The 25684-nt window shown below is 64.6% G+C and carries 17 protein-coding genes, 1 tRNA gene and 3 pseudogenes; 10 read left to right on the forward strand and 11 right to left on the reverse strand.

Annotated elements, in window-relative coordinates; genetic code table 11:
- Positions 1–434: 434 nt before the first annotated feature.
- Positions 435–653: a hypothetical protein gene (locus NOG11_RS11170; protein WP_256619847.1), complete on the forward strand. Its 219-nt coding sequence runs from the start codon at positions 435–437 to the stop codon at positions 651–653.
- Between the two features lie 15 nt (positions 654–668).
- Positions 669–1358: pseudogene (locus tag NOG11_RS11175) on the forward strand (phage exclusion protein Lit family protein); the annotation flags it as partial.
- 458 nt (positions 1359–1816) lie between these two features.
- On the opposite strand, the gene NOG11_RS11180 reads toward NOG11_RS11175, so the two are convergent.
- The 3 genes and pseudogenes from NOG11_RS11180 to NOG11_RS11185 all read right to left on the reverse strand — a co-directional run bounded on the left by NOG11_RS11180 (position 1817) and on the right by NOG11_RS11185 (position 3418).
- Positions 1817–2761, reverse strand: a complete 945-nt coding sequence (locus NOG11_RS11180) for a tyrosine-type recombinase/integrase (RefSeq protein WP_256619849.1) — start codon at positions 2759–2761, stop codon at positions 1817–1819.
- 290 nt (positions 2762–3051) lie between these two features.
- Positions 3052–3189: pseudogene (locus tag NOG11_RS15195) on the reverse strand (DUF6538 domain-containing protein); the annotation flags it as partial.
- Between the two features lie 155 nt (positions 3190–3344).
- Positions 3345–3418 (reverse strand) — tRNA-Gly (locus NOG11_RS11185).
- A 33-nt stretch (positions 3419–3451) separates the two neighbouring features.
- Here NOG11_RS11185 and NOG11_RS11190 point away from each other — a divergent pair.
- Positions 3452–4075: a DUF938 domain-containing protein gene (locus NOG11_RS11190; RefSeq protein ID WP_256619850.1), complete on the forward strand. Its 624-nt coding sequence runs from the start codon at positions 3452–3454 to the stop codon at positions 4073–4075.
- Here the strand turns inward: NOG11_RS11190 and rsmD are convergent.
- The 3 genes and pseudogenes from rsmD to NOG11_RS11205 form a co-directional block, all read right to left on the reverse strand.
- Positions 4062–4628: a 16S rRNA (guanine(966)-N(2))-methyltransferase RsmD gene (gene rsmD, locus NOG11_RS11195; RefSeq protein WP_256619851.1), complete on the reverse strand. Its 567-nt coding sequence runs from the start codon at positions 4626–4628 to the stop codon at positions 4062–4064. The genes NOG11_RS11190 and rsmD overlap by 14 nt on opposite strands.
- Positions 4616–5500 carry a hypothetical protein gene (locus tag NOG11_RS11200; RefSeq protein WP_256619852.1) on the reverse strand — a complete coding sequence of 295 codons (885 nt, stop codon included), beginning with the start codon at positions 5498–5500 and terminating at the stop codon, positions 4616–4618. Before NOG11_RS11200 ends, rsmD begins: the two co-directional genes overlap by 13 nt.
- A 2-nt stretch (positions 5501–5502) precedes the next feature.
- Positions 5503–6225: pseudogene (locus tag NOG11_RS11205) on the reverse strand (pseudouridine synthase); the annotation flags it as partial.
- 134 nt (positions 6226–6359) lie between these two features.
- Between NOG11_RS11205 and NOG11_RS11210 the strand changes: the two are divergent.
- The 3 genes from NOG11_RS11210 to NOG11_RS11220 all read left to right on the forward strand — a co-directional run bounded on the left by NOG11_RS11210 (position 6360) and on the right by NOG11_RS11220 (position 10226).
- Positions 6360–7022: a YiaD family glycine zipper/OmpA-like lipoprotein gene (locus NOG11_RS11210; RefSeq protein WP_256619854.1), complete on the forward strand. Its 663-nt coding sequence runs from the start codon at positions 6360–6362 to the stop codon at positions 7020–7022.
- Between the two features lie 185 nt (positions 7023–7207).
- Entirely contained in the window at positions 7208–8674 is a 1467-nt protein-coding gene (locus tag NOG11_RS11215) for a flagellin N-terminal helical domain-containing protein (protein WP_256619855.1), read from the forward strand.
- Positions 8675–8753: 79 nt separating this feature from the next.
- Entirely contained in the window at positions 8754–10226 is a 1473-nt protein-coding gene (locus NOG11_RS11220; RefSeq protein WP_256619856.1) for a flagellin, read from the forward strand.
- A gap of 192 nt (positions 10227–10418) precedes the next feature.
- On the opposite strand, the gene NOG11_RS11225 is transcribed toward NOG11_RS11220, so the two are convergent.
- Entirely contained in the window at positions 10419–11417 is a 999-nt protein-coding gene (locus NOG11_RS11225) for an SDR family oxidoreductase (protein ID WP_256619857.1), read from the reverse strand.
- A gap of 263 nt (positions 11418–11680) precedes the next feature.
- On the opposite strand from NOG11_RS11225, the gene NOG11_RS11230 reads away from it, so the two are divergent.
- Positions 11681–13276: a hypothetical protein gene (locus NOG11_RS11230; protein WP_256619858.1), complete on the forward strand. Its 1596-nt coding sequence runs from the start codon at positions 11681–11683 to the stop codon at positions 13274–13276.
- A gap of 228 nt (positions 13277–13504) precedes the next feature.
- On the opposite strand, the gene NOG11_RS11235 is transcribed toward NOG11_RS11230, so the two are convergent.
- The 4 genes from NOG11_RS11235 to NOG11_RS11250 form a co-directional block, all read right to left on the reverse strand.
- Positions 13505–15292, reverse strand: a complete 1788-nt coding sequence (locus NOG11_RS11235; RefSeq protein WP_256619859.1) for an acyl-CoA dehydrogenase C-terminal domain-containing protein — start codon at positions 15290–15292, stop codon at positions 13505–13507.
- A 259-nt stretch (positions 15293–15551) separates the two neighbouring features.
- The gene (locus tag NOG11_RS11240) at positions 15552–16805 is read right to left on the reverse strand and encodes a TolC family outer membrane protein (protein WP_256619860.1); all 1254 of its coding nucleotides are present in this window, start codon (positions 16803–16805) and stop codon (positions 15552–15554) included.
- Positions 16798–19887 (reverse strand): efflux RND transporter permease subunit, encoded by a 3090-nt coding sequence (locus tag NOG11_RS11245; protein WP_256619861.1) that lies wholly within the window; start codon positions 19885–19887, stop codon positions 16798–16800. The genes NOG11_RS11240 and NOG11_RS11245 overlap by 8 nt, the downstream gene beginning before the upstream one ends.
- Positions 19884–21047 (reverse strand): efflux RND transporter periplasmic adaptor subunit, encoded by a 1164-nt coding sequence (locus NOG11_RS11250; protein WP_256619862.1) that lies wholly within the window; start codon positions 21045–21047, stop codon positions 19884–19886. The genes NOG11_RS11245 and NOG11_RS11250 overlap by 4 nt, the downstream gene beginning before the upstream one ends.
- A gap of 108 nt (positions 21048–21155) precedes the next feature.
- On the opposite strand from NOG11_RS11250, the gene NOG11_RS11255 reads away from it, so the two are divergent.
- The 3 genes from NOG11_RS11255 to NOG11_RS11265 all read left to right on the forward strand — a co-directional run bounded on the left by NOG11_RS11255 (position 21156) and on the right by NOG11_RS11265 (position 25678).
- Positions 21156–21749, forward strand: a complete 594-nt coding sequence (locus tag NOG11_RS11255) for a TetR/AcrR family transcriptional regulator (RefSeq protein WP_256619863.1) — start codon at positions 21156–21158, stop codon at positions 21747–21749.
- Positions 21750–21847: 98 nt separating this feature from the next.
- A complete protein-coding gene (locus NOG11_RS11260; protein WP_256619864.1) occupies positions 21848–25300 on the forward strand; it encodes a CheR family methyltransferase in 3453 nt (1150 codons plus the stop codon).
- Positions 25301–25303: 3 nt separating this feature from the next.
- Positions 25304–25678, forward strand: a complete 375-nt coding sequence (locus NOG11_RS11265; protein ID WP_256619865.1) for a response regulator — start codon at positions 25304–25306, stop codon at positions 25676–25678.
- Positions 25679–25684 lie beyond the last annotated feature (6 nt).

The following is a 25684-nucleotide window of genomic DNA, read 5'->3' on the forward strand; positions in this document are numbered from 1 at the left end:
GCAAGGTCTAACGCTACCGTTGGACCACCTCGCGGGGTCAGGCCACAGATGCCGAGGTGCCTCATATAAGGGAACGTATGGCCGATTCTCGCCATATAGGGCTTTGTCCACGGCGGTGGTGACATCCGGAATGCAGTCCGTTCGGAAGGTTCAAATGGACTGTTCAGAGCGACTCTTCGGTGCCTTTAACGTAAGCGTCCGGACATCACCGGCCTGACCCCGTGAGTGATCCAACGGTAGCGTTAGAGTTAGCAGGTTGGCGGGCTCATACCGGGGCGCCTCCGCTACTCGAAATCACTTTGCAGCAGCACTGTCATGGTCGGGTTTTAACACTTGGCCGACTGCGGCCGCGATGACTACTGGTGGGCATGAAGAAATCGGACCGTCATGGTAGGGCCACCTATTCTTTTCCTCAGTATGGAGATCCAAGCCGAATGACAACCAAGCCGTCTGTCCGGACGATCGTCCTCCACCTGCTTCGCGCGGCCGTACCCGAGCGCGATAATGAGATCAGCAAGCTTTGGAGCCGGTATGGCCACGCCGTCGAAGTCAAGCCCAGTACGAAAGGCGTCACGATGAACGCCGACGACACGCGCATCCAGTTCGATACTAAGACAATCGACTTCTTCTGGCTGTTCGGCTTCAGTGCCTGACGCGCCCTTGAGGTCTATTCACCCGCGCTGATGCTCTCTACGATGCATGGAGTAACGCTCGAACAGGCGCTCAACACCGATCCTGAACGAGGTCCGTTCGAGCTGGATTTCAAGCAGCGCATCTCCAGGGCACATTCTCTCATCGCGGCCGATGAAACGAGCGATATATCATGGCCCGCAGATATTCACGAACCGACCCCAGATCGTGAAAGCCTGGACGATCCTCAGCACCAGGCTACATTCGATCTAGTGGGTCTAGCCCTCGCCTTCGCGTTTCTGCATGAATTTCGACACGTCAAGTACTTGGCTGACGGCGATACACCCTCAACTCTACCAGAAGAAGAAATCGCTTGCGATGCCTATGCTCGCGAATTCATGACGAGCCGCGTTGCGGACTATGCGAACAAGCATGGGCATCGCTTCATCGAAGTTCACCAGAAGCGCGCTGCGGGAATCGCGCTCGCGGCTATAATTATCCACGCGATGACGCCGACCCATGCCTATTGGGGCAACCGCCAATATCCGCCGATAGCTGAGCGGCTGACGGCGATGATCGGGAATTATCGCCTTCCCGCGGACTCATCTTTCTGGTGCTTTACAGCCTGTCTCCTGATCGCGCTGATGCGACTGGAGAATCGGTCACTCGACGTAGTGGCAAACTCGAACGAGGAGATAGTCAACATCCTGCTAGACCGGCTCCGGTAACGCCGTAAGGAGCCCCATGCCGATTTGAGGGCGTTCAAAACTTGGGGCCCGGTCATCGTTCTTTAGATCACCGCCGGACGCTTACCATTGGACAACCCTCGATATTCGTTTGATTTGAGTGGGGAACTGACACCCGGCACCAACACCATTCGTGGGCTGAAAAGGTTCCCTACTCCCCGCCCGCCGGTAGTCCTCAGAAGATATGCCCGTCCGCTGCCGTAGCAGTCGGCGGAGATAATTTCTGTTCGTAAATCCGTAGAGTTTGGCGATGCAAGGCACAGCTGATCGGGTTAGGGTTAGCAGACGCTGGGCTTGGTCAAGGCGCACAGCTCTTACAAAATCTTGGCTTCTGGCGCGGCGGATGAGGAACGGAAATCTTTCAATAATGAACGGAGCAAAACTGTCCGATATCGTACTTTTGGGGAGAACTAGCCAACGTGCGGACGGGCCGAAACCAGTCATTCAACACAGCTATCATCGAACGGATGGGCGATCTTCATCAGCTCATCTCTTCGGTAGGCCATTGATCCGCCGTCCCCATACTTCGGGCGGTCGGTCTTGTGGCCCATCAGAAGACAGCGAAGCCCGTAGTCGATGCCTGCCTCCTGCATGCGCTTTTCGAATGAATGGCGGAAGGAGTAGATGACATGGTCGGGCGTAGGGAAGAGCCCGCGGTTTCTAAGCGACTTGTTCGCTGCCGCCGAGAACGAACTGCTGCGGTCGCGGTAGTGCGGGAAGCCCTCGGGCGCCTGCTTCATCGCCGCCAAGGCAATGCCTACTAGCGGGATGCCCCTTGTGGAAGCTTCGGCTTTGATCTCGCGCTTGTTCTTTCCTTCGAGCGTGGGCCGGATCCGGATGAAGGGAACCTTCGCATCGAGTTCGATGTCCTCCGGCAAGAGGTTGACCACCTCCCCCGGACGACAGCCGGTTTCGATCATGATGAACGTCACGAGCCGTATCTCGTCGCGGAGACCGCTCAATGCACCTGGTTTGAGGATGACGTTCCTCACCCACTCCGTCTCGATGCGCGGTGCGGATTTCTTGATCTTATCCTTGAAGCTCAGCGCCCTGAACGGATTGGATAGCTCTTCCCTGCCGACATACGTCTTGTAGCGGTCGAACAGCCCGCGCAGGTCGCCCATATGGCGGTTCGCGGTGTTGGCGGAAATTGGTGACTTCTCGTCCTGCATACACTCGAGCCAGTGAATCCGGAACCGGCGGGCGTCTTCGCGCGTGATCTCCAGAATCGGCACGTCGCCTACGACTTCGGTGAAGTACTGCACCGAACGAAGTTTGGTGTTCTTCCATATCTGCCGCTGCCGCGGTGACTTTCCACGCAGGTCAGCTGCCACGATCTCACGGCGGTAGATGTCGAACGCCTGACTGACCGTGACGATCGGCACCGGTGCGCCGCCCGCGAGCGCTTCGGCTTCTGACCATCAGTGCCAGCCAAAGCCAGCATGCGTTTGGTAAGCTCTTCGATCGACGTCGAGGTCGGGTCCGCAAGCAGCTCGACCGTCTTGTAACCGAAGCCTGACACTTCAGCCCTGGCTCTAGCCGCCTCGTAGCGCTTCTTCGCTACTTCCAAATCGATCGGCGTTCCTGCCGCCTCTGCTTTCTCGGCAAGAACGATGTGTGCCCACCACGCGTCATCGGCTTCTGCCAGACCATCCCTTTTGGTTCGAGCAACCTCTAGCGACTTCGTCTTCAGTGATCGGAAGACATGCCGCCGTGTGTCGTATGCCGCTACCGACTTGGGCACCCTCCGGTAGTAGTGCCACGTCTGTCCGCGGCGAATGAGGAAACGATCTTCCACTCTGGTCTGCGGCATGGCTCAGTCCTCCTTATAACATCTATCAGCCCGATTAAACCCGGAACGTATAGCACTGCGTATAGCAAAATGTACGTGGACGGGTATGGCACGCCCGCTGCACGAACTATACGCTCATAAAATCAATGAGTTGCTATCATGAGGGAAGAATTACATGGAGCGGGTAGCGGGAATCGAACCCGCGCGTTCAGCTTGGGAAGCTGACAGGCTACCATTACATCATACCCGCCAAGGGAGATCGGTTTGCGCAAGGCGGGCCGCGGTGTCAACGAGGATCGAGATGAGCGAGAACGCCAAAATCTACTCCACCAGCGCGGCGCGCAACAAGGAGATCATCGCCGGGGCCTTCCTGCGCCTCTGCCCTCAGGCCGAGCGGGTGCTGGAGCTGGCGTCGGGCAGCGGCGAGCATGCAGAGGCGGTGCTGATGCGCAAACCGTCCCTGTCCTGGCAGGGCTCGGACCCCGACGCGGAAGCCCGCGCCAGCACGACCGTGCGCATGGAAGAGGCAGGGCAGCCCGCGCCCCTGACCCTCGACACCCGCGAGGAGGCGTGGTGGCAGGAAGCAGGCCGCCCCTACGATGCGGTGGTTGCGATCAACATGATCCACATCACCGCCTTCGCCGGGGTGGAGGGGCTGTTTCAAGGAGCCGCCCGGCTTCTCGGTGAAGGCGGCGCCCTGTTCCTCTACGGACCGATGTCGCGGCGCGGCGCCTTGGAAGAGAGCAACCAGCGCTTCGATGAGAGCCTTAAGTCGAGAGACCCCGACTGGGGTGTGCGCGATCTCGACGATACGCTGCAGCCGCTGGCGGCGCGCTTCGCCCTCTATCTGGACCACACGGAGCGGGTGCCGGCCAACAACCATGTGGTGGTGTTCAGGCGGTCTTGATGCGGAGGAAAGTGATCTCGGTATCGCCGAACCCCCTCGTCTCTTCGGGCTCCGCCCCCTCCGGCAGGTCGAGCGCCTCCCCCTTGCTGTGCTCGGCCACGATGAGCGCGCCTGGGCTCAGCCACTCTCCGTCGATCACGGTACTGACGGCCTTGGCGATCAGCCCCTTGCCATAGGGAGGGTCCATGAAGACGAGGTCGAAGGGGTCGCCCACATTGGCGGGCTTCTTGCCAAGGGCGTCAGCGGGGCGGCGGTGGAGCCGCGTCTCACCGAAGAGCTGCAGCGCCTCGATATTGTCGCGGATCGCGCCCCTCGCGCCCGCGTCATTGTCGACGAAGAGGCAGAACGCGCCGCCGCGTGACAGCGCTTCGAAGCCTAAGGCTCCTGAGCCTGCAAAGAGGTCGAGCACCCTCGCCCCTTCGAGCTCCACGCCCTCCCGGTGGGCCAGGATGTTGAACAGGGCCTCGCGGGTCCTGTCCGTTGTCGGACGGGTGTTGAGCCCTGAAGGAGCGGTGATCTTCCTTCCCTTGAACCGTCCGCCTACGATGCGCATGAGAGGTCTCCTTCAGACCTACCTAGCACGCCTGCGCCCATGATCGAGCCCTCTTCGCGCAGCATGGCGGCTAGGGCGGCCTTACCGGCGCCGGGGGGAGGGCCGAGAAGCTCTTCTATCCTGCCGGCCCGGTCATAGGCAGCTATGGCAGCCGCCACGGCCCGGACCTGGGCCTCGTCCTTGGTCCCCTCACCGAAATGGCGGCGTAGAAAAAGGCTCGGATAGATCTCGCAGAAAACAGCGTGGGCGGATAAGTCGTCGGTGAAGAGGGTCTCGAAAGGCCAGATGGCTGCTCCTATCCGCTGACGCAGTTTCTCCAGACCGGCGATCCCAAGAAGGCTCTGGCTACCGACCGCGCCGGTGTAGGCGAGCTGGAACACGGGCTTTGCTCCAGATACGACCCCCTCGATCCAGCGGCGGTCATCGGCCACGCTGGCAGACGGCCTCGTGGACGGCACGAGCGGATAGCGCTCCGCCTGCTGATGAGGCTTGCCCCAGAAGCGCGGGCGACCTAGCCTGCGGTTCAGCTCCCCCGCCACCTCGAAGCGATTGGAACGGTTCGCCTCGTCATCCTCGACGAGTTCGGCGAGAAGATGCCACATCGCCCGCCAGCTCGCCTGGCCGGTGACCGCCTCGGCTACACCCTCCTGAAAGCCGAAGGCGAAGTCGAACCCGGCCAAGGTCCGCCCTCCCCTGTTCTTCTCCTCAACCGTCAGCTCTTCGATCAGGCGAAGCGCTTCGAACCTCGTTGGAATGTTTCGAGCACTGACGGAACCATTCCTAGAGGTCGCCAGCCAGATGCTGTCCTTGCCGCGCGTAGGCTTGTTCGCCGCCGACCAGTCCGCTGCCAGATAGAGGGTGAAGACCGTCAAATCCCAAGCTCGCCCGCGACCTTCTTGCCGAGCTGCTCACGCAGGGTCTTGCGCGGCACCTCCTCGGTAGCCCCCTCCCTCAGTGCCCCTAGCTGGAACGGTCCGTAGGCGGTGCGGATCAGGCGGTTCACCGTCAAGTCGAGATGGCGCATGATGTTGCGGACCTCGCGGTTCTTACCCTCGGTGATCGACAGGGTGATCCAGCTATTCGCCCCCTGCTGACGGTCGAGCTTGGCGATGACGGGGCCGTAGGCGACGCCCTCCACCTCCACCCCCTCTGCAAGGCTGTCGAGGCGCTTCTGGCTCACCCGTCCGTAGGCGCGCACACGGTAGCGGCGTTTCCACCCCGTGCTCGGCAACTCCAGCGTGCGCGACAGGCCGCCGTCATTGGTCAGGAGAAGAAGCCCCTCGGTGGTCAGGTCGAGCCGCCCCACCGAGAGGACACGGCCAAGCTCCGGCGGCAGGGCGCCGAAGACCGTCGGCCTTTCCTGCGGGTCGCGGTGGGTCGTCACCAGGCCTACGGGTTTGTAATAGCGCCACAGGCGGACCTCCTCGCGGGCGCCGATCCGCTCCCCGTCAAAGCGGATGTCCTCGGTGCCCAGCACCTTGACCGCAGGGCTCGTCAGCACCTCGCCGTCAACGCTGATGCGGCCTTCGGCGATGAGGCGCTCGGCCTCTCGCCGGGAGGCGACCCCGCTTCTTGCGAGAACTTTTGCGATCCGTTCGCCGTTGGTGGGGGCAGATGTCATCCAGGGCCTTGATACGTTTTGATGCGAAATCGTCGTGCGCGAATTGGTTCCATCGGTATAAGAGCGGTCAAGGCTGGAACTCTAGCTCAACTTCTCATTGGAGGTTTCACATGAAGAAGCTTACCCTCGCCGCCAGCGCGGCGCTCATTCTCGCCGCCTGCACCACCAACCCCTATACCGGTGAGCGCCAGGCGTCCAAGACCGGCCGCAACGCCGCCATCGGCGCGGCTGGCGGCGCCATTGCAGGCGCGGTGATCGGCAACAACACCGGCGGCGGCGACGCTGGCAAGGGCGCGGCTATCGGCGCTGCCGTAGGCGCCCTCGCAGGCGGCGGCATCGGTGCCTATCAGGACCGTCAGGAAGCCCGCCTGCGTCAGGAGCTCGCCTCCACCGGCGTGCGCGTCCAGCGCGACGGCAACAACATCACCCTGATCATGCCCGGCAATATCACCTTCGCCTCGAACCAGTCCGAAATCCGCCAGGACTTCTACTCGACGCTGAACTCAGTGTCGAAGGTGCTGGCCGAGTACGACCAGACCACTGTCCTGGTTCAGGGACACACCGACAGCACTGGCTCGGACAGCTATAACGACCAGCTCTCGGTCCGGCGCGCCGTCGCCGTGGGTAACTACCTGAACAGCCAGGGCATCCCCGCAGGCCGCATCGACGCCCAGGGTTACGGCGAGCGCCAGCCCATCGCCTCGAACACCACCGAGCAAGGCAAGGCGCAGAACCGCCGGGTCGAGATCCAGCTCGTTCCGGTCCAAGGCTAAAACCTTACTGCTTCAACCAAGAGTTGAGAGCGCCCGCGGCACAAGCTGCGGGCGCTTTTTTGTGGGAGGCCAACCCCTTTGGTCCGCAGGGGCCACCGCAGCGCCTTGCGAAGCGGCGTTATCAGAAAGATTACATTTTTCGCTTATCACCTGTCCTCGTGTAGTCAGTTCAGGGGACAGAGGGCTTGGTCTCACTCATCACCAACGCTGCCGCGCAGACCGCGCTCCAGCAGCTACGTGCGGTCGACCGCGCGGGTGAGACCGTGCGCGCCGAGATCTCCACCGGCCTCAAGGTGCGCCAAGCGGGCGACAACCCCGCCTTCTTCCTCGTCTCGCAGCAGGTGCGCGGCGACATCGCCGTGCAGAGCGGCCTCGCCGAGAACCTCACCATGCTGGAGGGCGCCATCAAGGCCGCCGAGGCGGGGCTCCGCGAGATCAACCGCCTGACCCTGCAGTTCGCCGACCTCATTCCCGTCGCCCAGACCGGCATCGCCGTGGCCGAGATGGAGGTCCTCTTCGAGGATCTCCTCGATCAGGTACGCGACACGGTCGAGGCCGCCGAGTTCCAGGGCACGAACCTCCTCACACAAGTAGGCTCCACCAGCAGCATCATCGGCCTCAACCGCACGGATGGCGGCTTCAAGGCGCAGACCCTGACCATGCAGGGCGGCGACTTCCTACGCGACAGCTTCTTCGACGGGCTGGTCGAGCTCGACGGCGAGTTCGTCGTCCGTGCGAACAACTACAGCAGCATCCACAGCGCGGTGGGCCGCGCCGACGGCCTTGTCAACGAGTGGGAAGAGCTGCCCGATGGCCGCCTCATCTGGCGCGACGACGGTGTCGGCGGCGGCGGCGGCGCGGACAGTCCCAGCAACCGGACCGACCTCTACCGCCGAGCCGTGGACGCGGAGAACTTCGCGCCTAGGATCGACTTCAGGCTTCGCGTCACCACGCCCGGTACCTACTACGTCAATGTGCGCGGCGAGGGTCAGGGCGGCGCAGCCGACAGCATCCATGTCGGGTTCGACGGCAACGTGCTGACCGGCACGGGGGGCGTGAAGCTTCCGACCAACAGCGAAGGTTGGGGTACGAATGATACGCTGAGCGGCGCACGGGTCGCGATCAATATCCCGACCGCAGGCATCTACACCCTGAACATCTGGGGACGAGAGGACGGCTCGATCATCGAGGGCGTGCAGTTCATCAAGGACGACGCCAGCATCCCCTCTTCGGCTACCGCGCTGCCGCCTCCCACCCCGATTAGCGGCTCGGACATCCCCTACTACACCGATCCTGCCAAGGGCGAGGAGAGACGCGGCCGGGCCGGGGTGGTGGAGCTTCTGAGCCTCCTCAACCCCACCGCCCTGCAGCTTGTCCCCGAGGGTGCGTTCGAGATCCTCGACGCCGTCCGTGCACGGGTGAACAACTACCAGTCGGTCATCGGCTCCTATGCCGGCACGATCAGCCGCCAGCGCTCCTATCTCGGCAACGTCACCGACCTCATGGAGCAGGGCGTCGCCGCGTTGATCGAGGCGGACCTCGCCGAGGCGTCCAGCCGCCTTCAGGCCGTGCAGGTCCAGGAGCAGCTCGCCACCCAGAGCCTGACCCAGGCCAACCAGCGTCCCTCAGTCCTTCTCTCCCTGTTCCGGTAGCGGACTGCCGAACGGCACTTCACCGTATACTTACCCTTCCCCCTTATCTTCCTAGAAAAAAAGAGTGGGGGGAACACCATTGGTCTCGCTGATCACCAACGCCGCGGCGCAAACCGCGCTCAAGCAGCTACGCGCGGTGAACCGCGCAGGCGAGACCGTGCGGGCGGAGATCTCCACCGGCCTCAAGGTGCGCAAGGCTGGCGACAACCCCGCCTTCTTCCTCGTCTCCAGCAAGACCAAGGGCGATGTCGCCGTCCTGAACGGTCTGCGCGACAACCTCACCGTGCTCGAAGGCTCGTTCAAGGCGGCCACAGCGGGGCTGAGGCAGCTCGACGCCATCGTTCTTCAGATGGCGGACATGATCCCGGTCACCCAGAACGGGGTCGCCATCGACCAGCTCGAAGTGGTCTTCGACGACCTTCTCGACCAGATGCGCGACGTGATCGACGCGTCGGGCTTTCAGGGGTCGAACCTTCTCACCCAGAAGGGCGCCACCACCAGCATCATCGGTCTCGACCGAGACGGTACCGGCCTCGGCATGCAGACCCTCAGCCTCGAAGGCGCGGACATGCTGCGCCGGACCTTCGATGGTTTGACCGAGAACGCCAACCAGTTCGTCATCGACCCCGGCAGCAGCGCCTTCAACTTCGAGAGCAAGAGCGGCAGCGACACCGCCAACACTACGGACCCGATCAACTCGTGGGAGCTGATCACCGCGCCAGGGCCTCTCCAGGGTTATGTGACCTGGGCGCAGGACAGCGTCGGCCAGGACGGCTACATCACCCAGGCCCAGCTCGACAACTTCTCGCCCCGTATGGACTACAAGGTCCGTGTCAAGAATGCCGGCACCTACTACATCAATGTGCGCGGCTTCGGGACCAACGGCAACTCCGACAGTATCCATGTCGGCCTCGACGGCGTGCGCCTGACCGATGGCGGCGGGGTCAACCTTCAGGTCAAGAGCCTCACCTCCACCGCGCCGACCCAGTGGGCGGGCCGCTCGACCTATGGCGGCGTCCGGGTACAGACGACCATAGCCACCCCCGGCATCTACACGGTCAATATCTGGGGCCGCGAGGACGGGGTCTATATCGACCGGCTCGAGTTCACCGATGTCGCAGCCGTCCCAGCCGCAAGCTACGACCCGGAGGTCACGGCGCTCGGCGGCTCGAGCCTTCCCTACTTCACCAACCCCATCGAGGGAGCGCAGCGTCGCGAGACCGCAGGCCTCATGGAGCTGATCGAGACGATCAACCCGGAGGCGATGCAGCTCAACCCCGACCAGGCCATGCTGATCGTCGATGCCGCACGTGCGAAGATCAATCGTTACATGTCCCAGGTCGGCGCCTACGAGAAACAGGTCGTCCGTCAACGGCAGTTCCTGGGCGATCTGACCGACGGCCTTGACGGCTCGGTGGCGGCGCTGATCGAGGCGGACCTCGCCGAAGCATCGAGCCGCCTGCAGGCCGTCCAGGTGCAGGAGCAGCTCGCCATCCAGAGCCTAGGCCAGGCCAGCCAGCGTCCTTCGGTGCTGCTGTCCCTGTACCGATAGTTCGTACAAGTACGTAGAAGGCGGCGGACCGATGAACCGTCATCCCGGAAAGCCGAAAGGCTTATCCGGGACCCATGGACCGAAGCTCAGCAAACCTCGCTCCCGTTGTACGTGTACTTGGCCGCAGGCCGTGGCTCCCGGCTCTCCGCTAGCGCTTCGGCCGGGATGACACCGGGAGAAAACCTCTACTCCTCAGCGGTTATAGACCGCCTTCGCGATAGCGGGCATGCCGATGCCCTCCAGCACGGCCACCTGCGTCTGCTCGCACACCTGGTTGATGGCCGCCTGCGGGATGCGCGTGGGATGCACACCGCGCCTCAACGGACGCTCCCCCTTGGGCATGGCGATGATCTCGGCGATGGCGCGGGGGATGTCCATCGGGTCGGTCTCGCGCGAAGCCCCGCCCGCCTCCATAATGCCGCCCATCATCTCCGCATAGGTCGCCTGAAGCTCCTCCGGCGTTCTCTCCAGAAGCGTCTCCGTCCGTCTACGTGAGTTCTCCCATATCTCGGTCGGATAGCCGCCTGGCTCGATCATGCAGACCTCGATGCCCTTCGGCGCCAGCTCATAGGCCATCTGCTCACCCATCGCTTCGAGGGCGAACTTGGTGGGGCTGTACTGACCATAGGCGGGCACGATGATCCGGCCGAGCTGCGAGGTCACCTGGAAGATCAGCCCGCTGCCCTTCTCACGCATGCCTGGTAGGACCGCAAGCGCCATCCGGTGAGGGCCGAAGACATTGGTCTCGAAGGTGTGCTCGGTCGCCTTCATGTCCTGCATCTCGATCGGCCCTGCATAGGAGATACCGGCGTTGTTGATGAGCACGTCGATGGCGCCGCCCGCCATCTCCTCGGCCTTGCGCACGCCCTTCTCCACCTGGCGGGGCCTCGTCACGTCGATCTCGATGACCTCGATGTCGTAGCCCTTGTCGGCTGCGAGCTGGCGCAGCTCCTCCGCCTCGGGCCGCGGCATGTTCCGCATCGTGGCGAAGACCTTGGCGCCTAAGGATGCGTAGTGCTCCGCCCCTAGCCGACCAAAGCCGGACGAGGCGCCGGTGATGAGGATCGAGGTGCCGGAGAGATCGGGCGCGCTCTCCCCCTGCAGCGATGAGGCGGCGGAAGCGGCAGCGGCGGCGGCAGGAAGCGCGGCAGCCCCCGCGAGCAGGCTACGGCGGGTCGTTTTGAGGGCCATGGGTCGTTTCCTTGCGTGGTTTTCGGGCAACTACCAGCCTACCTCGCTCACCCACGCCTTCAAGCTCGCAAGGCAGCTATTAACCAACAGATGCGGCGGCTGTGGGGCCTGGCGTCGTAAATAGCCAAGTAACCATAACCGATCTTCTTGCCTTATTCATGCCCTAATTCGATCTACTTTTCGTCAGATACGAAACATTAGGATTTGAACGGCATCTCTCTTTGCAGCAACAACAATGGTTTGGGTATAGAGGGATCAAGGGTATGGGCGGACTGTCCAATATCAACGCGCAATCGGCACTGAAACAGCTCGTCGGCGCGCAGAACAACAAGAAGAACCAGTTCGAAGGCTTCAGCCTCGGCGCCAGCGGAAGCGGGCTCAGGGGCTCGGCCTCGCAAGCCATCTTCAGCGTCTCCGGCGTCCTGCGCTCGGACCGCGCCATCCTTTCGGGTCTGGCGTCCAGCCTGTCCGGTGCCCGCGGTGCCGTGGCCGCCGCGCGTTCCGGCAGCGAGCAGATCACCGATACCCTCGCCCGCGCCGCGGACATCATCACGGCGGTCGAGAAGGGCGCCCCCGGCTCCGCGTTCAAGGGCGCGCTCAGCGGCCTTCAGGCCGAAGCCAACAAGGCCGTCCAGCAGGCAGGCTTCTCCGGCACCAACCTCCTGGTGGAGGGCGAGACCCTCAACATCACCTTCGGTGTGCAGGAGCGTGGCAACTACGACTTCCGCCAGGTGGGCATCGAGGCCGTCGGCCTTTCGCCTACGGAGGAAGCCCGCAAGGTGTCGTACACGACCCAGTCCGTCACCGAGACGGTGGAGGTCGAGGTCACCCGACAGGACCGCATCGAGCAGCGCATCGAAAAGCTGCAGGAGCGTCAGGAACGCCTTTCCACCCGCGAGACGCGCATCCAAGAGCGGCTTGAGCGGCTCGCTGCCCGTGAAGAACTGCTGGAGGCCCGCGCGGACCGTCTGGCGTCGCGCGCCGAGACCATCGAGCAAGGGATCGTCGATGCGGGTGGCCGCCCGACCGATTCCAAGGATCAGCGCGAGCTCGACCGTGCCAAGAAGACCAAGGCGCAGGGCGAGACCAAGATCGACGCTGGCAATCTTACGGCTGGCGAGAAGGCGCTGGAGCGCGCCGAGAAGACCGCCGACAAAGCAGGTCTCACCATCTCCCTCGACGAGCTGGAGCGTCAGGAGAACAGGCTCGCCAAGACGAACGACCGTCTCTCCCGCACCGAGCAGCGCATCGAGCGTGTCCAGGAGCGCCAGGTCAGGCTGACCGAGCGGCTGGAGAAGATCACCGAGCGCCAGGAGACCATCGGCGATCGTGTGATCACGCTGCAGGAGCGGATCGAGACCCTCTCCGAAGAGCAGCTCAATAAAGTCGTCGGCACACGCACCGAAACCGTCACCCGCGACGTGACCGTCGAGGTGGAGAACCCCGCCTCGGGCTCCTTCAGCGACATTCTCGGCGTCATCGCCCAGAAGCTCTCCGAGGGTGATACCGAAGGCGCCCGCGCCGTTCTCGGCGAGGCGCAGGCTCGGGTGGAACGTGTCGGTCGTCAGCTCGACCAGATCGAGAACACGATCGGTGGGCGGAAGACCTTCTTCGGTGCCGTCGAGGAGCGGCTGACCGACACCATCAAGGACCGGGTGGAGGAGAACCTGGACGAGGACTCGGCTGCCCGCCGCGCCGCCCTGGCCCTTGCCAAGCTGGAGAAGATCGGCCGCCTGTTCGAAGGCGAGGCCAAGCCCGGCATTCTGGAGCTCTTCACCTCTAAGGCCGCCGAGGAGCAGAAGACCGAGACGAGCATTCGTCCCTCTACAGAAGAAGAACCGGAGAAGGAAGACGCCTGAGCGGGCGTTCTCTTCCCCCAATCCTTCTCCAAAAAACCCCCGGAGCGGCTGTCCGCTCCGGGGGTTTTGGTTATCTGGGGAGCACCTAGTTCCCCTCCCCCTCAGCCTGCCGGCAGCTCCCCCTCGGGGAGGGGGAGCGAATAGAGAGCAAAGCTTGGTTCTGCTTCCCTCCCCCACTGGTGGGGGAGGTGCCCGAAGGGCGGAGGGGGCTAGGTCGGTAGCAGGAGATCAGAACGCTTCCGCGTCGAGCTCCATCATGGTCGAGGTACCGGTCTTGACCTTGGCAAGGTGCACGGAGCTTTCAACGATGACGCGGTCGAAGAAGTACTTCGCCGTGATCAGCTTGTTCTTGTAGAACGGGTCGCCCGAACCTTCATGCTCCAGCGCCTCCTTGGTCATCATCGCCCACATATAGCCGAGAGCCACGATGCCGAAGAGATGCAGGTAGTCCGTGGACGCAGCGCCTGCATTGTCGAAGTTCGCCATGGCGTTGGCGCCGAGCCACTGGGTCGCCTCGGTGAGCTCCCCCTTAGCGGCCAGCAGCTTCTCGATATAGGCATCGAGGTCGTCGTTCGTGCCTTTATTGTCGGCACACCACTGGTCGATCTCGGCGAAGAAGGTCTGCCAGTAGCGACCGCCCTCGGCCATCAGCTTGCGGCCGACGAGGTCCAGGGCCTGAATGCCGTTCGTGCCCTCATAGATGAGCGCGATGCGCACATCACGGACGAACTGGGACATGCCCCATTCTTCGCAATAGCCCGAGCCGCCAAAGACCTGGAGGCTGTCGTTCGCGCCCTTCGAGCCTTTGTCCGTGAGGTAGGCTTTGATGACCGGCGTGAGGAGCGCCATGTAGTCGTTCGACTTCTGACGGTCTGCCTCGTCGGGGGCCTTGTGGCTCATGTCCTCATGGAGCGCCGCCCAGTAGGTGAGCGCGCGGGCGCCCTCGACGAAGGCGCGGGTATCCATCAGCATGCGGCGCACATCGGGGTGGACGATGATCGGGTCGGCGGGCTTGTCGGGCGCTTTAACGCCGGTGACCGAGCGCGACTGCAGGCGGTCGCGGGCAAAGGCGGCGGCGTTCTGCATGGCGACTTCGGCAGCGGCGTAGCCCTGCATGCCGACGCCAAGGCGCGCTTCGTTCATCATGATGAACATGGCGCGCATGCCCTTGTTCTCTTCACCGACCAGGAAGCCCGTCGCCTCGTCATAGTTCATGACACACGTGGCGTTGCCGTGGATGCCCATCTTCTCTTCGAGGCCGCCGCAGGAGACGCCGTTGCGCTCACCGAGGGAGCCGTCATCGCCCACCATGAACTTCGGCACGATGAAGAGCGAGATGCCCTTGATGCCTTCAGGCGCGCCCTCGATCCGGGCCAGCACCAGGTGGATGATGTTGTCCGCCATGTCGTGCTCACCGGCGGAGATCCAGATCTTCTGGCCGCTGATCTTGTAGGTGCCGTCGCCCTGGGGAACCGCCTTGGTGCGGATGAGACCGAGATCCGTGCCGCATTGGGGCTCGGTCAGGTTCATCGTGCCGGTCCACTCACCCGAGGTCATCTTGGGCAGGTATTTCTGCTTCTGCTCATCGGATGCTGCCGCGTGGATCGCGCGCCAGGCACCCGCCGAGAGGCCCGGATACATGGCGAAGGCCTGGTTCGCCGCAGAAGACATCTCGTTGATGGCGTAAGCGAGGGTCACCGGCAGGCCCTGGCCGCCATATTCGGGGTCCATGGCGAGGCTGCCGAAGCCGTTCTCGCAGAACTGCTTGTAGGCGTCCTTGAAGCCCGTGGGCGTGGTCACCGAGCCGTCATCATTGCGCCGCGCGCCTTCAAGGTCGCCGACGCGGTTGAGGGGCGCGAGCACATCGCGGTGCCACTTGCCGCTCTCCTCTAAGAAGGCGTCGATCGTGTCTTTGTCGGCATCGGCAAAGCCGGGCAGGTTCGAGTAGTTCTGCAGCTTGAGCACATCGTGCAGCAGGAACTGCATATCGCGAATGGGAGCTTCGTAGACGGGCATCGTCTTCCTCCAGGTCAGGGTTTGAGGCACGAAATCGCGCCGAGTTTGGCGCCGCCTTAGCGCCCGGCGGCGAAAGAGCAAAGCGGGTGTGTCGTCGCGGCGGCACGGTGGGCAGATTGCGCGCTGCATCGGCTCCCCCTCCGCCCTTCGGGCACCTCCCCCTCATGGAGGGGGAGGAAAGAAGAGCTTGCGCTGCTCTTTAGGTCGCTCCCCCACGAGTGGGGGAGCTGCCGGCAGGCTGAGGGGGCGAAGGCGCTCGTCAAAGCCCTCCCACCGCATGAAGAAGCGCATGCTCCGCCGCCGTCACGTCGGCCTTGGCGGACAGAAGCGCCACCTCAGCCTCCGTGCGCTCCCGGTCGGCGTCGAGGAGGTCCAGGCGGGTGCGGCGCCCGGCGGTCAGCTCCGCCGCCACCCCTTCGGCTGCAAGCGACGCCGCGCGGACTTGCGCCTCACGAGCCATCAGAGAGGCGCGGGCAGCGATGAGGCGGGACCAGGAGGCCTGGACCCCCTCCCTCACCCGGCGCTCCTCGGCATCGCGTAAGTACCCCGCAGCGCGGCGGCGCTGGCCTGCTGCCCTGGTCCTCGCGTAGCCCGAGCCCCCGGAGAAGAGGTCCCAGCGGCCCTGCACGGTGAGGGAGTAGACCTCCGCCTCGCCAAGCTCGATGCCGAAGCGCTGCTCATCGGCGCTACTGGCCTCGGCGTTGAGGCTCACCTGGGGCAGGGTCGCGCCACGCGCTGCGCGGACGGCCTGCCTGGCTGCCTCCTGGCGCTCCCTCGCCGCACCGAGCGAGGGGTGCTGGCGCAGGGCAAGGTTCAAGGCCTCCTCTAGCTCGCCGGGCAGGGGCGTAGATAGGGACGGCATGGTCAGCTCCCGCGGTGCGGCGAAGCCGAACAGGCGGGCAAAAGCGGCTTCCTGCGCATCGAGCTGCGCCCGCGCCGCTTCGACCTCAGCCCTCGCGAGGGCCAGCCGCGCCTCGGACTGGCGCTCATCGGTGAGGGTGGCGAGCCCCGCCCGGCGCCGGGCCGAGGCTTCGCTGAGGCGTCCCTCCGTTAAGCGGGCGTTCTCGCTGCGCTCCTCCAATACGGCGCGGTCGCGCACCAGCTTCGCCATGAGAAGCGCTCCGGCGAGGAGGAGGTCCTGACGCACCGCCTCGGCCTCCTCCTCGGACTGGCGGGCGCTGGCCTTGGCGGCCCTGATCCCGCCCATCACCCGGCCCGAGGCGAAAAGGGTCTGCTGGATGCTGGCCGAGACCGCCGAGGGCTCGCGCGTCGCGGCGAAGGAGCCGGGCGCCCCTTGCACGGTGAAGGTCTCCTCCACCGTACCGAACTGTCCAGTGACGGAGAGCTGCGGCAGCGCCGCGCCCCTCGCCTCCCACACCTCCGCCCTCGCCGCGCCCGCCTCGGCCTTGGCGGCGGCCAGCTCGGGGCTGCCGTCGGTGAGGCGGAGAAGGAGCGGGTCCGTCTGGGCGTTGGCGGAGGAGCAGGCGAGGAGGATGACAGCGAGCTTACGCATGGGCGAGCCCTCCCTGTGGTAGGCTTCGGGACGAGGCACGCCGCTCCTGCCCCCTGGCGAGAAGCAGAAACGCCTGGGGCACGAAGAAGAACGACACCACCGTCGAAAGGACCACACCCCCGGCAATGGCCGTGGCGAAGGGCGGCCAGAAGCCCCCTTCGGAGAGGATCAACGGCAAGAAGCCTGCGAAGGTCGTCAGCGTGGTCGAGGTGATGTGGCGGGCAGTCTTCAGCACACCCTCGCGCACCGCTTCCGGCTCGCCGCGCGAGGCCGCGACATCTTCCCTCAGCGTGGTGACGATGATGATGGCGGCGTTGATTGCCACCCCCATGAGACCCATCAGGGCGATGATCGGCTGGAAGCCGAAGGCGAACCCGGCAAGGGTCAGGCTCAGCATGCCGAGCCCCATCGAAAGGCCCGCCACCGTCAGGATCAGCGCGCCGAGGCGGAAGCTACCGAAAGTCAGCACCACGACGGCCACCACCAGGGTGACGATCAGCCCCACCGAGGCGAGAAGCGCCCCCACCGCATCCGAGCGCGCCTCCGCGTCGCCGCCAAAGGCGTAGTCATAGCCGTAGGGAAGCTGGAAGCGGCCCTCGGCCATGGCCTCCTCGAAGCGGGTGATGGCGACGGCGGGCAAGGCGCCCGCCTCCATGAAGCCGAACACGTTGTTGACGCGCTCGCCGTCATAGCGGGTGATCTTCGCCGCCGAGGGCTGAAGCGTCAGCTCTCCCAGGGAGGCGAGCGGCACGCCCGCGCCGCTGGGCGCGACGAGGGTCGCCGAGCGCAGCTCTTCGATCGAGCCGCGGGCATCACCGAGGCGGACCACCACGGGGATCTCGTTCTGCCCCTCGATCACACTTCCTCCGCGTGCGCCCTGAAGCTTGGCGGCGATCGCTTGGCTGACGGCAGCGAGGGGCATTCCGGCGATGAGCGCAGCCTCCTCATCCGCCTCCACCCAGATCTTCGGCTCGCCGCCGGAGAGAGAGGCACTCGACACCGTCACCTCGGGCATCTCGGAGAGGATAAGCCGTGCCTCCTCACCAAGCCGCCGCAGCTCGTCCAGGTTCGGGCCGGAGATGCGCAGCTCGAAGGGCGCATTGGTCGGCGGACCCTGAACCAGAAGCCTCGTATTGACCTGGGCGTTCGGGACCGCAGCGGTCAGCTCCGCCTGCAGATCGTTGACCAGCGTTTCGAGGCCGGAAAGCTCCCTCGCCGTCACCATGGCTTCGGCGAAGTGCTTGGCCCCGTCGCGGTTCATTTTGAGGTTGTAGTAGAAGGCGGGGACGGACGACCCTGTGAACCAGTCAGCCTGGACGATCTCCTCATGGGCATCGAGTACTGCCGAAGCCGCCGCCACCGCCCTCTCGGTCTCCTCTAAGGACGCCTGCGGATGAAGCTCGAGCTGCACGTGAAACTGCGCCCGGTCGGCATCGGGGAAGAACTGGTTCGGCAGCCGGCCCGCGCCGACGAAGCCGAGCACGGGCAGGACCAGGGCCAGCGCGATGGAGAGACGCGGCCGTGCGAGGCTTGCTGCAAGTGCGCCTTCGAAGGCTTTGCCGATGGGAGCGAAGAGATCCCGTCCCCCTTCCGCCGCCGGTTTCTCAGGTCTCAGGAAGAAGCCTGCGAGCGCCGCGATGACGCTCACCGCCAGAAGGAACGAAGCGATCAGGGCTATGATGACGCTGTCCGCGATAGGCCCCACGAACTCGCCCGCGCCCCCAATCAGTAGCGTGATCGGCATAAAAGCCAGCACCGTCGTCAGGGTCGAGGAGAGAAGCGGCAGCCACAGCCTCCCGACGCTCTCCTCCACCGCCTCCCGCGGTGACAGACCCCTCGTCAGCGCACGGCTCACCGCGTCGCACATGACGATGGCCGCATCGACGAGAAGCCCAAGCGCGACGATCAGTCCCGTGATCGACATCTGATGGATGGGAATGCCGACGAAGTTCATCACTGCTAGCGAGAGGAGGCTCGTCAGCGGAATGGCTGCGGTCACCAGTAGCGCCGAGCGGAAGCCAAGGGTGAAGAAGAGGATCGCCACCACCAGCATGATCCCTACGAAGAGGTTCACCAGAAGACTGCCGAAGCGCTCCTCCGCATAGACCGACTGATCGAAGATCAGCTCCAGCTCAAGTCCTGCGGAGAGTTCCGCTTCGAAGGCATCGAGCTCCTCCCTGACTCTCGCCGACCAGCCGCCGACGCGGAGGCCGTCGTCAATCCTAGTGCCGACCACCACGGCGCGCTTGCCGTTGACGAGCACGCCCTGCGGCTCGGGCTGCACGATGCCGCGGCTGATCCTGGCGACATCGCCTAAGAGAAGCTGCGCCCCATCACGGCCCCGGCGCAGGGGCACGGCCCTAAGGCGGGTGAGGTCCGTCAGCTCACCGCGCACCTCGACGGCGAGCTCGTTGCCCTGGCCGTAGACCTGACCGGCGGACTGCTTGGCATCAGCCTGGGCGATGGCGCGAGCGATCTCTGCCTCGCCAAGGGAAAGGGAAGCCGCGAGATCCGGGTCGAGGGTGACGCTGATCTCTTCGTCACCCACGCCCTCGGTCAGCACATACTCCGTACCGGGTACGTTGCGCAGCCTTGCCTCCAGCTCTTCGGCGGTCCGCTTTAGGATGAGGGGGTCGGGCGCCTCCTCCCCCTCCCAGACGATGGCCGCCAGAAGGGTGAAGGCGTAGCCTCGCTCGTCGATGAAGCGGGGGTCGCTTGCCCCTTCGGGCAAGAGCACCGCCGCATCGGCCAGCGCATCACGGACCTTGGAGAAGGCCTGATCGGTCTCGTTGATCGCATCCTGCAGGGTGACCGATACGGAGGAAAGCCCCGTGCTGGAGGTGGAGCTGACGATATCCACCTCTTCGAGTCCGCGCAGCTCATCCTCGATCACCTGGCTGACCAGCCGCTCGACCCGCTCGGCGCTGGCGCCCGGAAGCGCAGTGAGGATGACGGCGTTACGGTTGCGGATCTTCGGATCCTCCGCCTGCGGCATGGTGAGAAGGGCGGCGACGCCCGCCACCGCCACCAGGATGACAGCGAGAGCCAGCGCCCTTGGGTGATCGTAGAGGATCGTCTTCATCGCGACGCTCCCCCTGCATTGGCGAGGGAGATGGGACCGCTAGAAGGAACAGGCGTCACCTTCTGTCCGGGCACGAAGCGGAAGGTGGCGGCCTTGATCACCTGATCGCCGTCCTCCAGAGTCCCCGAAACATAGGCCCGGTCGTCGCTAAGGGAGAGGATGGTGACGTCCTTGCGCACCGCCGCGCCGTCCTCTACCACGTAGACGGACCATAGACCGCGATAGCCCTCCTGCAGTGCCGATAGAGGAACCCATGCGCCGCGCCCCTCCTGCTCATCGGTCAGCTCCAGCCGCACCAACGCGCCGGGGGTGAGGCTCGAGCCTTGGGGCAGCTCCATCCGCACCATCCGGCTTCTGGTGGAGGGGTCGATGTCCTGCGCGATGCCCGTCACCTTGGCCATGACCTCACCGCCGCGGTGGATCAGGGGAAGCTCCGCTCCCGGAAGAAGGCGGCCCGAAAGGGTGTCGGGCACCGCCACCTCTGCCTCCTGGGCGGCGTTCTCGGACAGACGCAGCACCGGCGCGCCGGCGGCCACCGTCGCGCCCTGATCGGCATAGCGGCGCACCACGAAACCAGCGAAGGGCGCGGTGAGCGACGCATCCTCGGCATCGGCCCGCGCTCTCGCACTGGCACGCTGGAGCAGCCTGACCCGCTCCGCCGCGCTGTCCCTGGCGGCCACGGCATCGTCGCGCTCCTGGTCGGTGGCGAAGCCCTGGCGCCGCAGATCGAGCACCCGCTCGGCGGTGCTCCGGGCACGGCGAAGGGCGGCCTCCGCCTCAGCGAGCTGGGCCGAGGCTTCCTCGCGGCGAAGGTCGATCTTCTCCGGGTCGAGCCTGGCGAGGACATCGCCCTTCTCCACTCGGTCGCCGATCTGCACCAGCACGGCCTCGATCTCGCCGGGCACCTGGAAGCCCACATCGCTGACCTCCGAGGCGGAGAGCGTGCCGGTGAAGAGGCGCCGCTCCTCGAAGCTGTCCTGCATCCTCGCTGCGAAGACCTCCGCTTCGAGCGCCCGGCCCTCGCCCTCGCGAGGCGCGCCGTCGATGGGCCTGAAGAGCGCGAACGCCCCGATGACCGCGAGCAAGCCGGCCGCGCCGAACCACCAGATGGCCGCCGGGCGCCTCCCTCGTGCACCCCGCACATCGTTCCGTTCGGTCATTATCAAGGCTCCCTCACCTAACGAATGCGTTGTGACGATATTCGTATTTCGTCACTAGTCAACTAATGAAAAGCAGTCTAAGGCCCTGATCCCGCTAAGGAGGTGCATTTGCCGCGGCTCAACCTGACCGAAGACGAGACGAGAAACCTGGTGCTGGACGAGGCCGAGCGGCTGTTCGGCGAGGTGGGCTACGACAAGACCACCATCGCCGACATCGCTAAGGCCTGCGGCTTCTCCACGGCCAATGTGCACCGGGTCCTGGGCACCAAATCGGCCATCAACCAGGCCATTGCCGCCCGCAAGCTGTCGGGCAAGATCGCCGAGGCCAGGCGGGCGGCGGGCGGCGCCGAGACGGCCGAGGCTGCCCTGCACGCCTTCGCCCGCTCGATCTACGAGCAGACCAAGATCATGGTCGATAACGACAAGCGGGTGCATCACATGGTCGCCGCCGCCATCGAGGAGCGCTGGCAGGAGGTCACCACCTACCGCCGCGGGCTTCTCAAGGAGGTCAGCCGCTTCATCGAGCGCGGCTGCGACAGCGGCGAGTTCAGTGTTGTGGATGCCGAAACGGCGGCGCGCGTCTTTCACACCTCCGCCGTGCGCTACTTCCACCCCCTTCTCGTCGCCGAGCTGGAGGGCTCCGAGGGCGCCGAGTTCGACGACTGGTTCGCTCACATAGTAGCGTCTTTGAAGTCTCGGTGAGCTAGGCTTGTGCTCGCCCCGCACAGGGCGCAAAACCTTGGGTGGGCAGCCGTTCACCTCGATCGTAGCGAACGGCTGAGACGGCAAGGAGCCCAGTAGTGAGCGCGGATGGTACCGAGGAATGCCCGGCGAAGTTTGAGCCGCAACTGAGCTTCCCCGTCATCGGCATCGGCGCTTCGGCGGGCGGTCTCGAAGCCGTGACGGAGATGCTGCGCGAGGGCGATCCGAACACCGGTATGGCCTTCGTGCTGGTTCAGCACCTCGACCCCAACCATGAGAGCATGCTGCCGGAGCTTCTCAGCCGCAAGACCAGGCTGAGCGTGCGCCAGGTCCGCAAGGGCGACCGGATCGAGCCGGACACGCTGCACATCATCCCGCCGGGCAACGCCCTCTCCATCGAGGAGGGGCGCTTCGTCCTGACCGCCTTCGACGAGCCGAGGGGCTTGAGGCGGCCGATCGACACCTTCCTGGAAAGCCTTGGCGCGGCTCAAGGGGCCGACTGCGCCTGCGTCATCCTCTCCGGCACCGGCGCCGACGGCTCGGAGGGGCTTCGCACGGTCAAGGAGATGGGCGGGGTCGTCCTGGTCCAGTCTCCCGAGACCTCCCGCTATGACGGCATGCCCAACTCCGCCATCGCCACAGGGCTTGCCGACCACGTCATGCCCACGGGCGAGATGTTCGCCCGGCTGCACCGCTACTTCTCCAGCCGCGACAAGGGTGCCCTTCTCGGTAGCGGAGAGGAGCTCGAAAGCCAGCTCGACGAGATCGTCCGTACCTTGCGCGATAGCGTCGGGCACGACTTCTCCGGCTACAAGCACCCCACGCTCGTCCGGCGTATCTCCCGTCACATGCAGCTTACGGAGAAGCTCGACCCGGACGAGTATATCGCCTTCCTGCGCGCCTCCCCTGCCGCCTCCGAGGCCCTGTTCAGGGACCTCCTCATCAACGTCACCAACTTCTTCCGGGACAAGGAGTATTTCGACCTCCTGCGGCGGGAGGTGGTCGAGCCTCTGGTGGAGAGCACCCCTCGCTCCCACCAGATTCGCGTCTGGGTGCCGGGCTGCTCCAGCGGCCAGGAGGCCTACTCCCTCGCCATGCTGTTCGATCATGTGGGCACACGGATGAACAGGCGACCTCTCGTGCAGATTTTCGCCACCGATGTCGACGACACCATGATCCGCATCGCGCGGGAGGGGCACTACCCGACCGCCGCCCTCAAGGACATACCCGAGGAGTTCCGCAACAGCTACACGATCGGCATGGACAGCCAGTTCCGCATCGCGCCGAGGGTACGCGATATGGTGAGGTTCTCCGTCCACAACCTCGTCAAGGACCCGCCCTTCTCGAACCTCGACCTGATCTCCTGCCGGAACCTGCTCATCTATCTCACGGACAAGGTGCAGCAGCACCTCATCCCGCTGATGCACTACAGCCTCAGGCCGGGCGGCTTCCTCTTTCTCGGGCCGTCGGAGAGCATCGCGCGGCGCGAAGACCTCTTCGCCCCGATCGACCAGAAGGCTCGCCTGTTCAAACGCAAAGATACTCATGCCCGTGAGCCCATTCGGCTTCCCCTCGGCGTCGATACGCCGCGTGTCACCGCCCCGCGATCCGCTTCCCCCTCCCCCTATGCCCATCTCGAAGAGCGGACGGAAACGCCGAACACGGAGATCATGGAGCGGTTCGCGCCGCCCTTCGTCCGCATCAACGAGGACGGCGATGTCAGGGGCTCGTCCGGCGACCTCAGCCCCTATCTCAAATCCTACCCCGGAGAGCGCGACCAGCATATCTTCAGGCTGGCCCGCGAGGGTCTGAGGGAAACTGTCTTTCCTCTGATCATGAAGGCTAGGAAGACGGGGCGGCGGCAGGCGGCGAAGGATATCGAGGTGGAGTCGCAGTTCGGCATCCAGACCGTGGACGTCGTCGCCGAACCCTTGCGCGAGGGGCTGCTCGCCCTCGTCTTCATCAATGTCGGCCAGTTCCGCCAGAAGCTGCAGGACTACTATATCGAAGGCGGCGATGCGGACGACCGCGTCAACGATCTGGAGGCGGAGCTTCGCCTGACCCGCTACCGCCTGCGCGGGGCGGTGGAGGAGCTCGAGACCGCCAATGAGGAGCTGAAGAGCTCCAACGAAGAGATGATGTCGGCGAACGAGGAGCTTCAGTCGGCGAACGAAGAGCTCTCGACGGTCAACGAGGAGCTCAAGCACAAGGTCGACGAGCTGGGCGTGGTGAATGCCGACCTTGCCAACTTCCTCACCTCGATCAAGATGGCCGTGGTGGTGGTTGACCGCGACCTCATGGTGCGGACCTTCACCGACCAGTCGCGGCAGATCTTCCCCTTCCAGAACGCAGACAAGGGCAGGCCCCTTTCCGAGATCAACCTGCTCGTCGACGAGGTCAACCTCCTCAGCGACGTTCAGCACTGCATCGAGCATAACGAGCCGGTCGAGCGCGTTGTCGAAAACAAAGACAACACCATGACCTTCATTATGCGGATCCTACCCTACAAGTCCGCTGCCGGAGAGGTCGACGGCGCCACCCTCACCTTCAACGACATCACCCGCCTCAAACGTCTCGAGAACGACGTCTATGAGAAGACCGAGCGGCTCCGGCTCGCCATGTCCATCGGCGAGATCGGCGTGTGGGAGATCGACCTCGATACCGACATCGTCGAGTGCGACGAGACCCTTCTCCGCCTCTTCGACATGCCGGAGAAGAAGGAGGTCACCGTCACCGACTTCATCGACCAGATCCACCCGGACGACCGCGACCGCGTGCTTCAGGATTTCGAGAAGGCGAGGCGGGACAGGGGAGCCTACGAGCAGGAGTTCCGCATCCCCCTGCCCGACGGCTCCGTCCGTTGGCTGAAGGGCGTGGGGCAGCTGCTTCAGCTTCCCGCGGGCCAGCGCCGCATGCTCGGCCTCAACTACGACATCACCTTCGAGGAGGAGGCCCGCGAGAACCAGCAGCTCCTGGTGCGGGAGATGAACCACCGGGTGAAGAACCTCTTCGCGGTCGTCTCCTCCCTGATCAACACCACCGCCAAGAGAGCCAGCAACGTCCCCGACTACGCCGTTTCCCTGCGCGACCGGGTGAACGCCCTAGGCCGGGCCTACGAGCTTACCCAGAACAAGACCGTGCTGGCCAATGTGGACCTTCACTCTCTCCTGCAGAAGATCCTCGCTCCCCACGGAACCGCGGCCGAGGTCACCCTCGAGGGCACCCCCGTCGACGTACCGGTGGACGCCATCACCCCGATCAGCCTGATCGTCCACGAGCTCGCCACCAACGCCGTCAAATATGGCGGCCTGTCCAGTCAAGACGCGGAGCTTGCCATCCATTGGAAGACCGAAGAGGATGGCAGCATCAGCCTTCAGTGGAAGGAGAAGGGTAGCCAGCCCAGCAAGGGTGCGGGGGACGCCGCGCACGGCTTCGGCACGAAACTCATCGACGCGAGCGTCAGGCAGCTTCGCGGCAGCATCGAAAGGCAGTGGACGGAGGAGGGACTTCACGCCCTTCTCACCATCCGCCTTCCAGGAAACCACCGGTAGAGCATGCGTAACCTCAGGCTTCTGATCGTCGAGGACGAGGCGCTCGTCGCCATGGACCTCGAACTCGCCGCCTCTTCCCTCGGCGTCGGTGACATCTTGGTCGCCGGTAGCTGCCAGGAGGCGATGAACCTGATCGGTGAGGAGTGGATCGACGTCGCCATCCTCGACATCGCCCTTCCGGACGGCAAGTCCTTCGACGCCGCCGCCCTACTGAAAGCTCGGGGCGCGGGCATCATCTTTCACTCAGGCCATGCCGAGCCGACCTCCCTTCTGAGCGAGTTCCCAGGCGCGGAGGTCTGCACCAAACCTTGCGGCCCCGAAGAGGTCATGGCGGCGATGCAGAAGGTTCTGCATCCGGGACGAACCGATCCGGCGTGATCCCCT

Source organism: Parvularcula maris (genome assembly GCF_024505085.1).
Taxonomy (GTDB): domain Bacteria; phylum Pseudomonadota; class Alphaproteobacteria; order Caulobacterales; family Parvularculaceae; genus Parvularcula; species Parvularcula maris.

Coding starts and splice junctions, on each gene's coding strand:
- NOG11_RS11225 (WP_256619857.1), bottom strand. CDS start 11,417: ATGGCCCTCAAAACGACCCGCCGTAGCCTGCTCGCGGGGGCTGCCGCG.
- NOG11_RS11230 (WP_256619858.1), top strand. CDS start 11,681: ATGGGCGGACTGTCCAATATCAACGCGCAATCGGCACTGAAACAGCTC.
- NOG11_RS11265 (WP_256619865.1), top strand. CDS start 25,304: ATGCGTAACCTCAGGCTTCTGATCGTCGAGGACGAGGCGCTCGTCGCC.
- NOG11_RS11245 (WP_256619861.1), bottom strand. CDS start 19,887: ATGAAGACGATCCTCTACGATCACCCAAGGGCGCTGGCTCTCGCTGTC.
- rsmD (WP_256619851.1), bottom strand. CDS start 4,628: ATGCGCATCGTAGGCGGACGGTTCAAGGGAAGGAAGATCACCGCTCCT.
- NOG11_RS11235 (WP_256619859.1), bottom strand. CDS start 15,292: ATGCCCGTCTACGAAGCTCCCATTCGCGATATGCAGTTCCTGCTGCAC.
- NOG11_RS11210 (WP_256619854.1), top strand. CDS start 6,360: ATGAAGAAGCTTACCCTCGCCGCCAGCGCGGCGCTCATTCTCGCCGCC.
- NOG11_RS11170 (WP_256619847.1), top strand. CDS start 435: ATGACAACCAAGCCGTCTGTCCGGACGATCGTCCTCCACCTGCTTCGC.
- NOG11_RS11250 (WP_256619862.1), bottom strand. CDS start 21,047: ATGACCGAACGGAACGATGTGCGGGGTGCACGAGGGAGGCGCCCGGCG.
- NOG11_RS11240 (WP_256619860.1), bottom strand. CDS start 16,805: ATGCGTAAGCTCGCTGTCATCCTCCTCGCCTGCTCCTCCGCCAACGCC.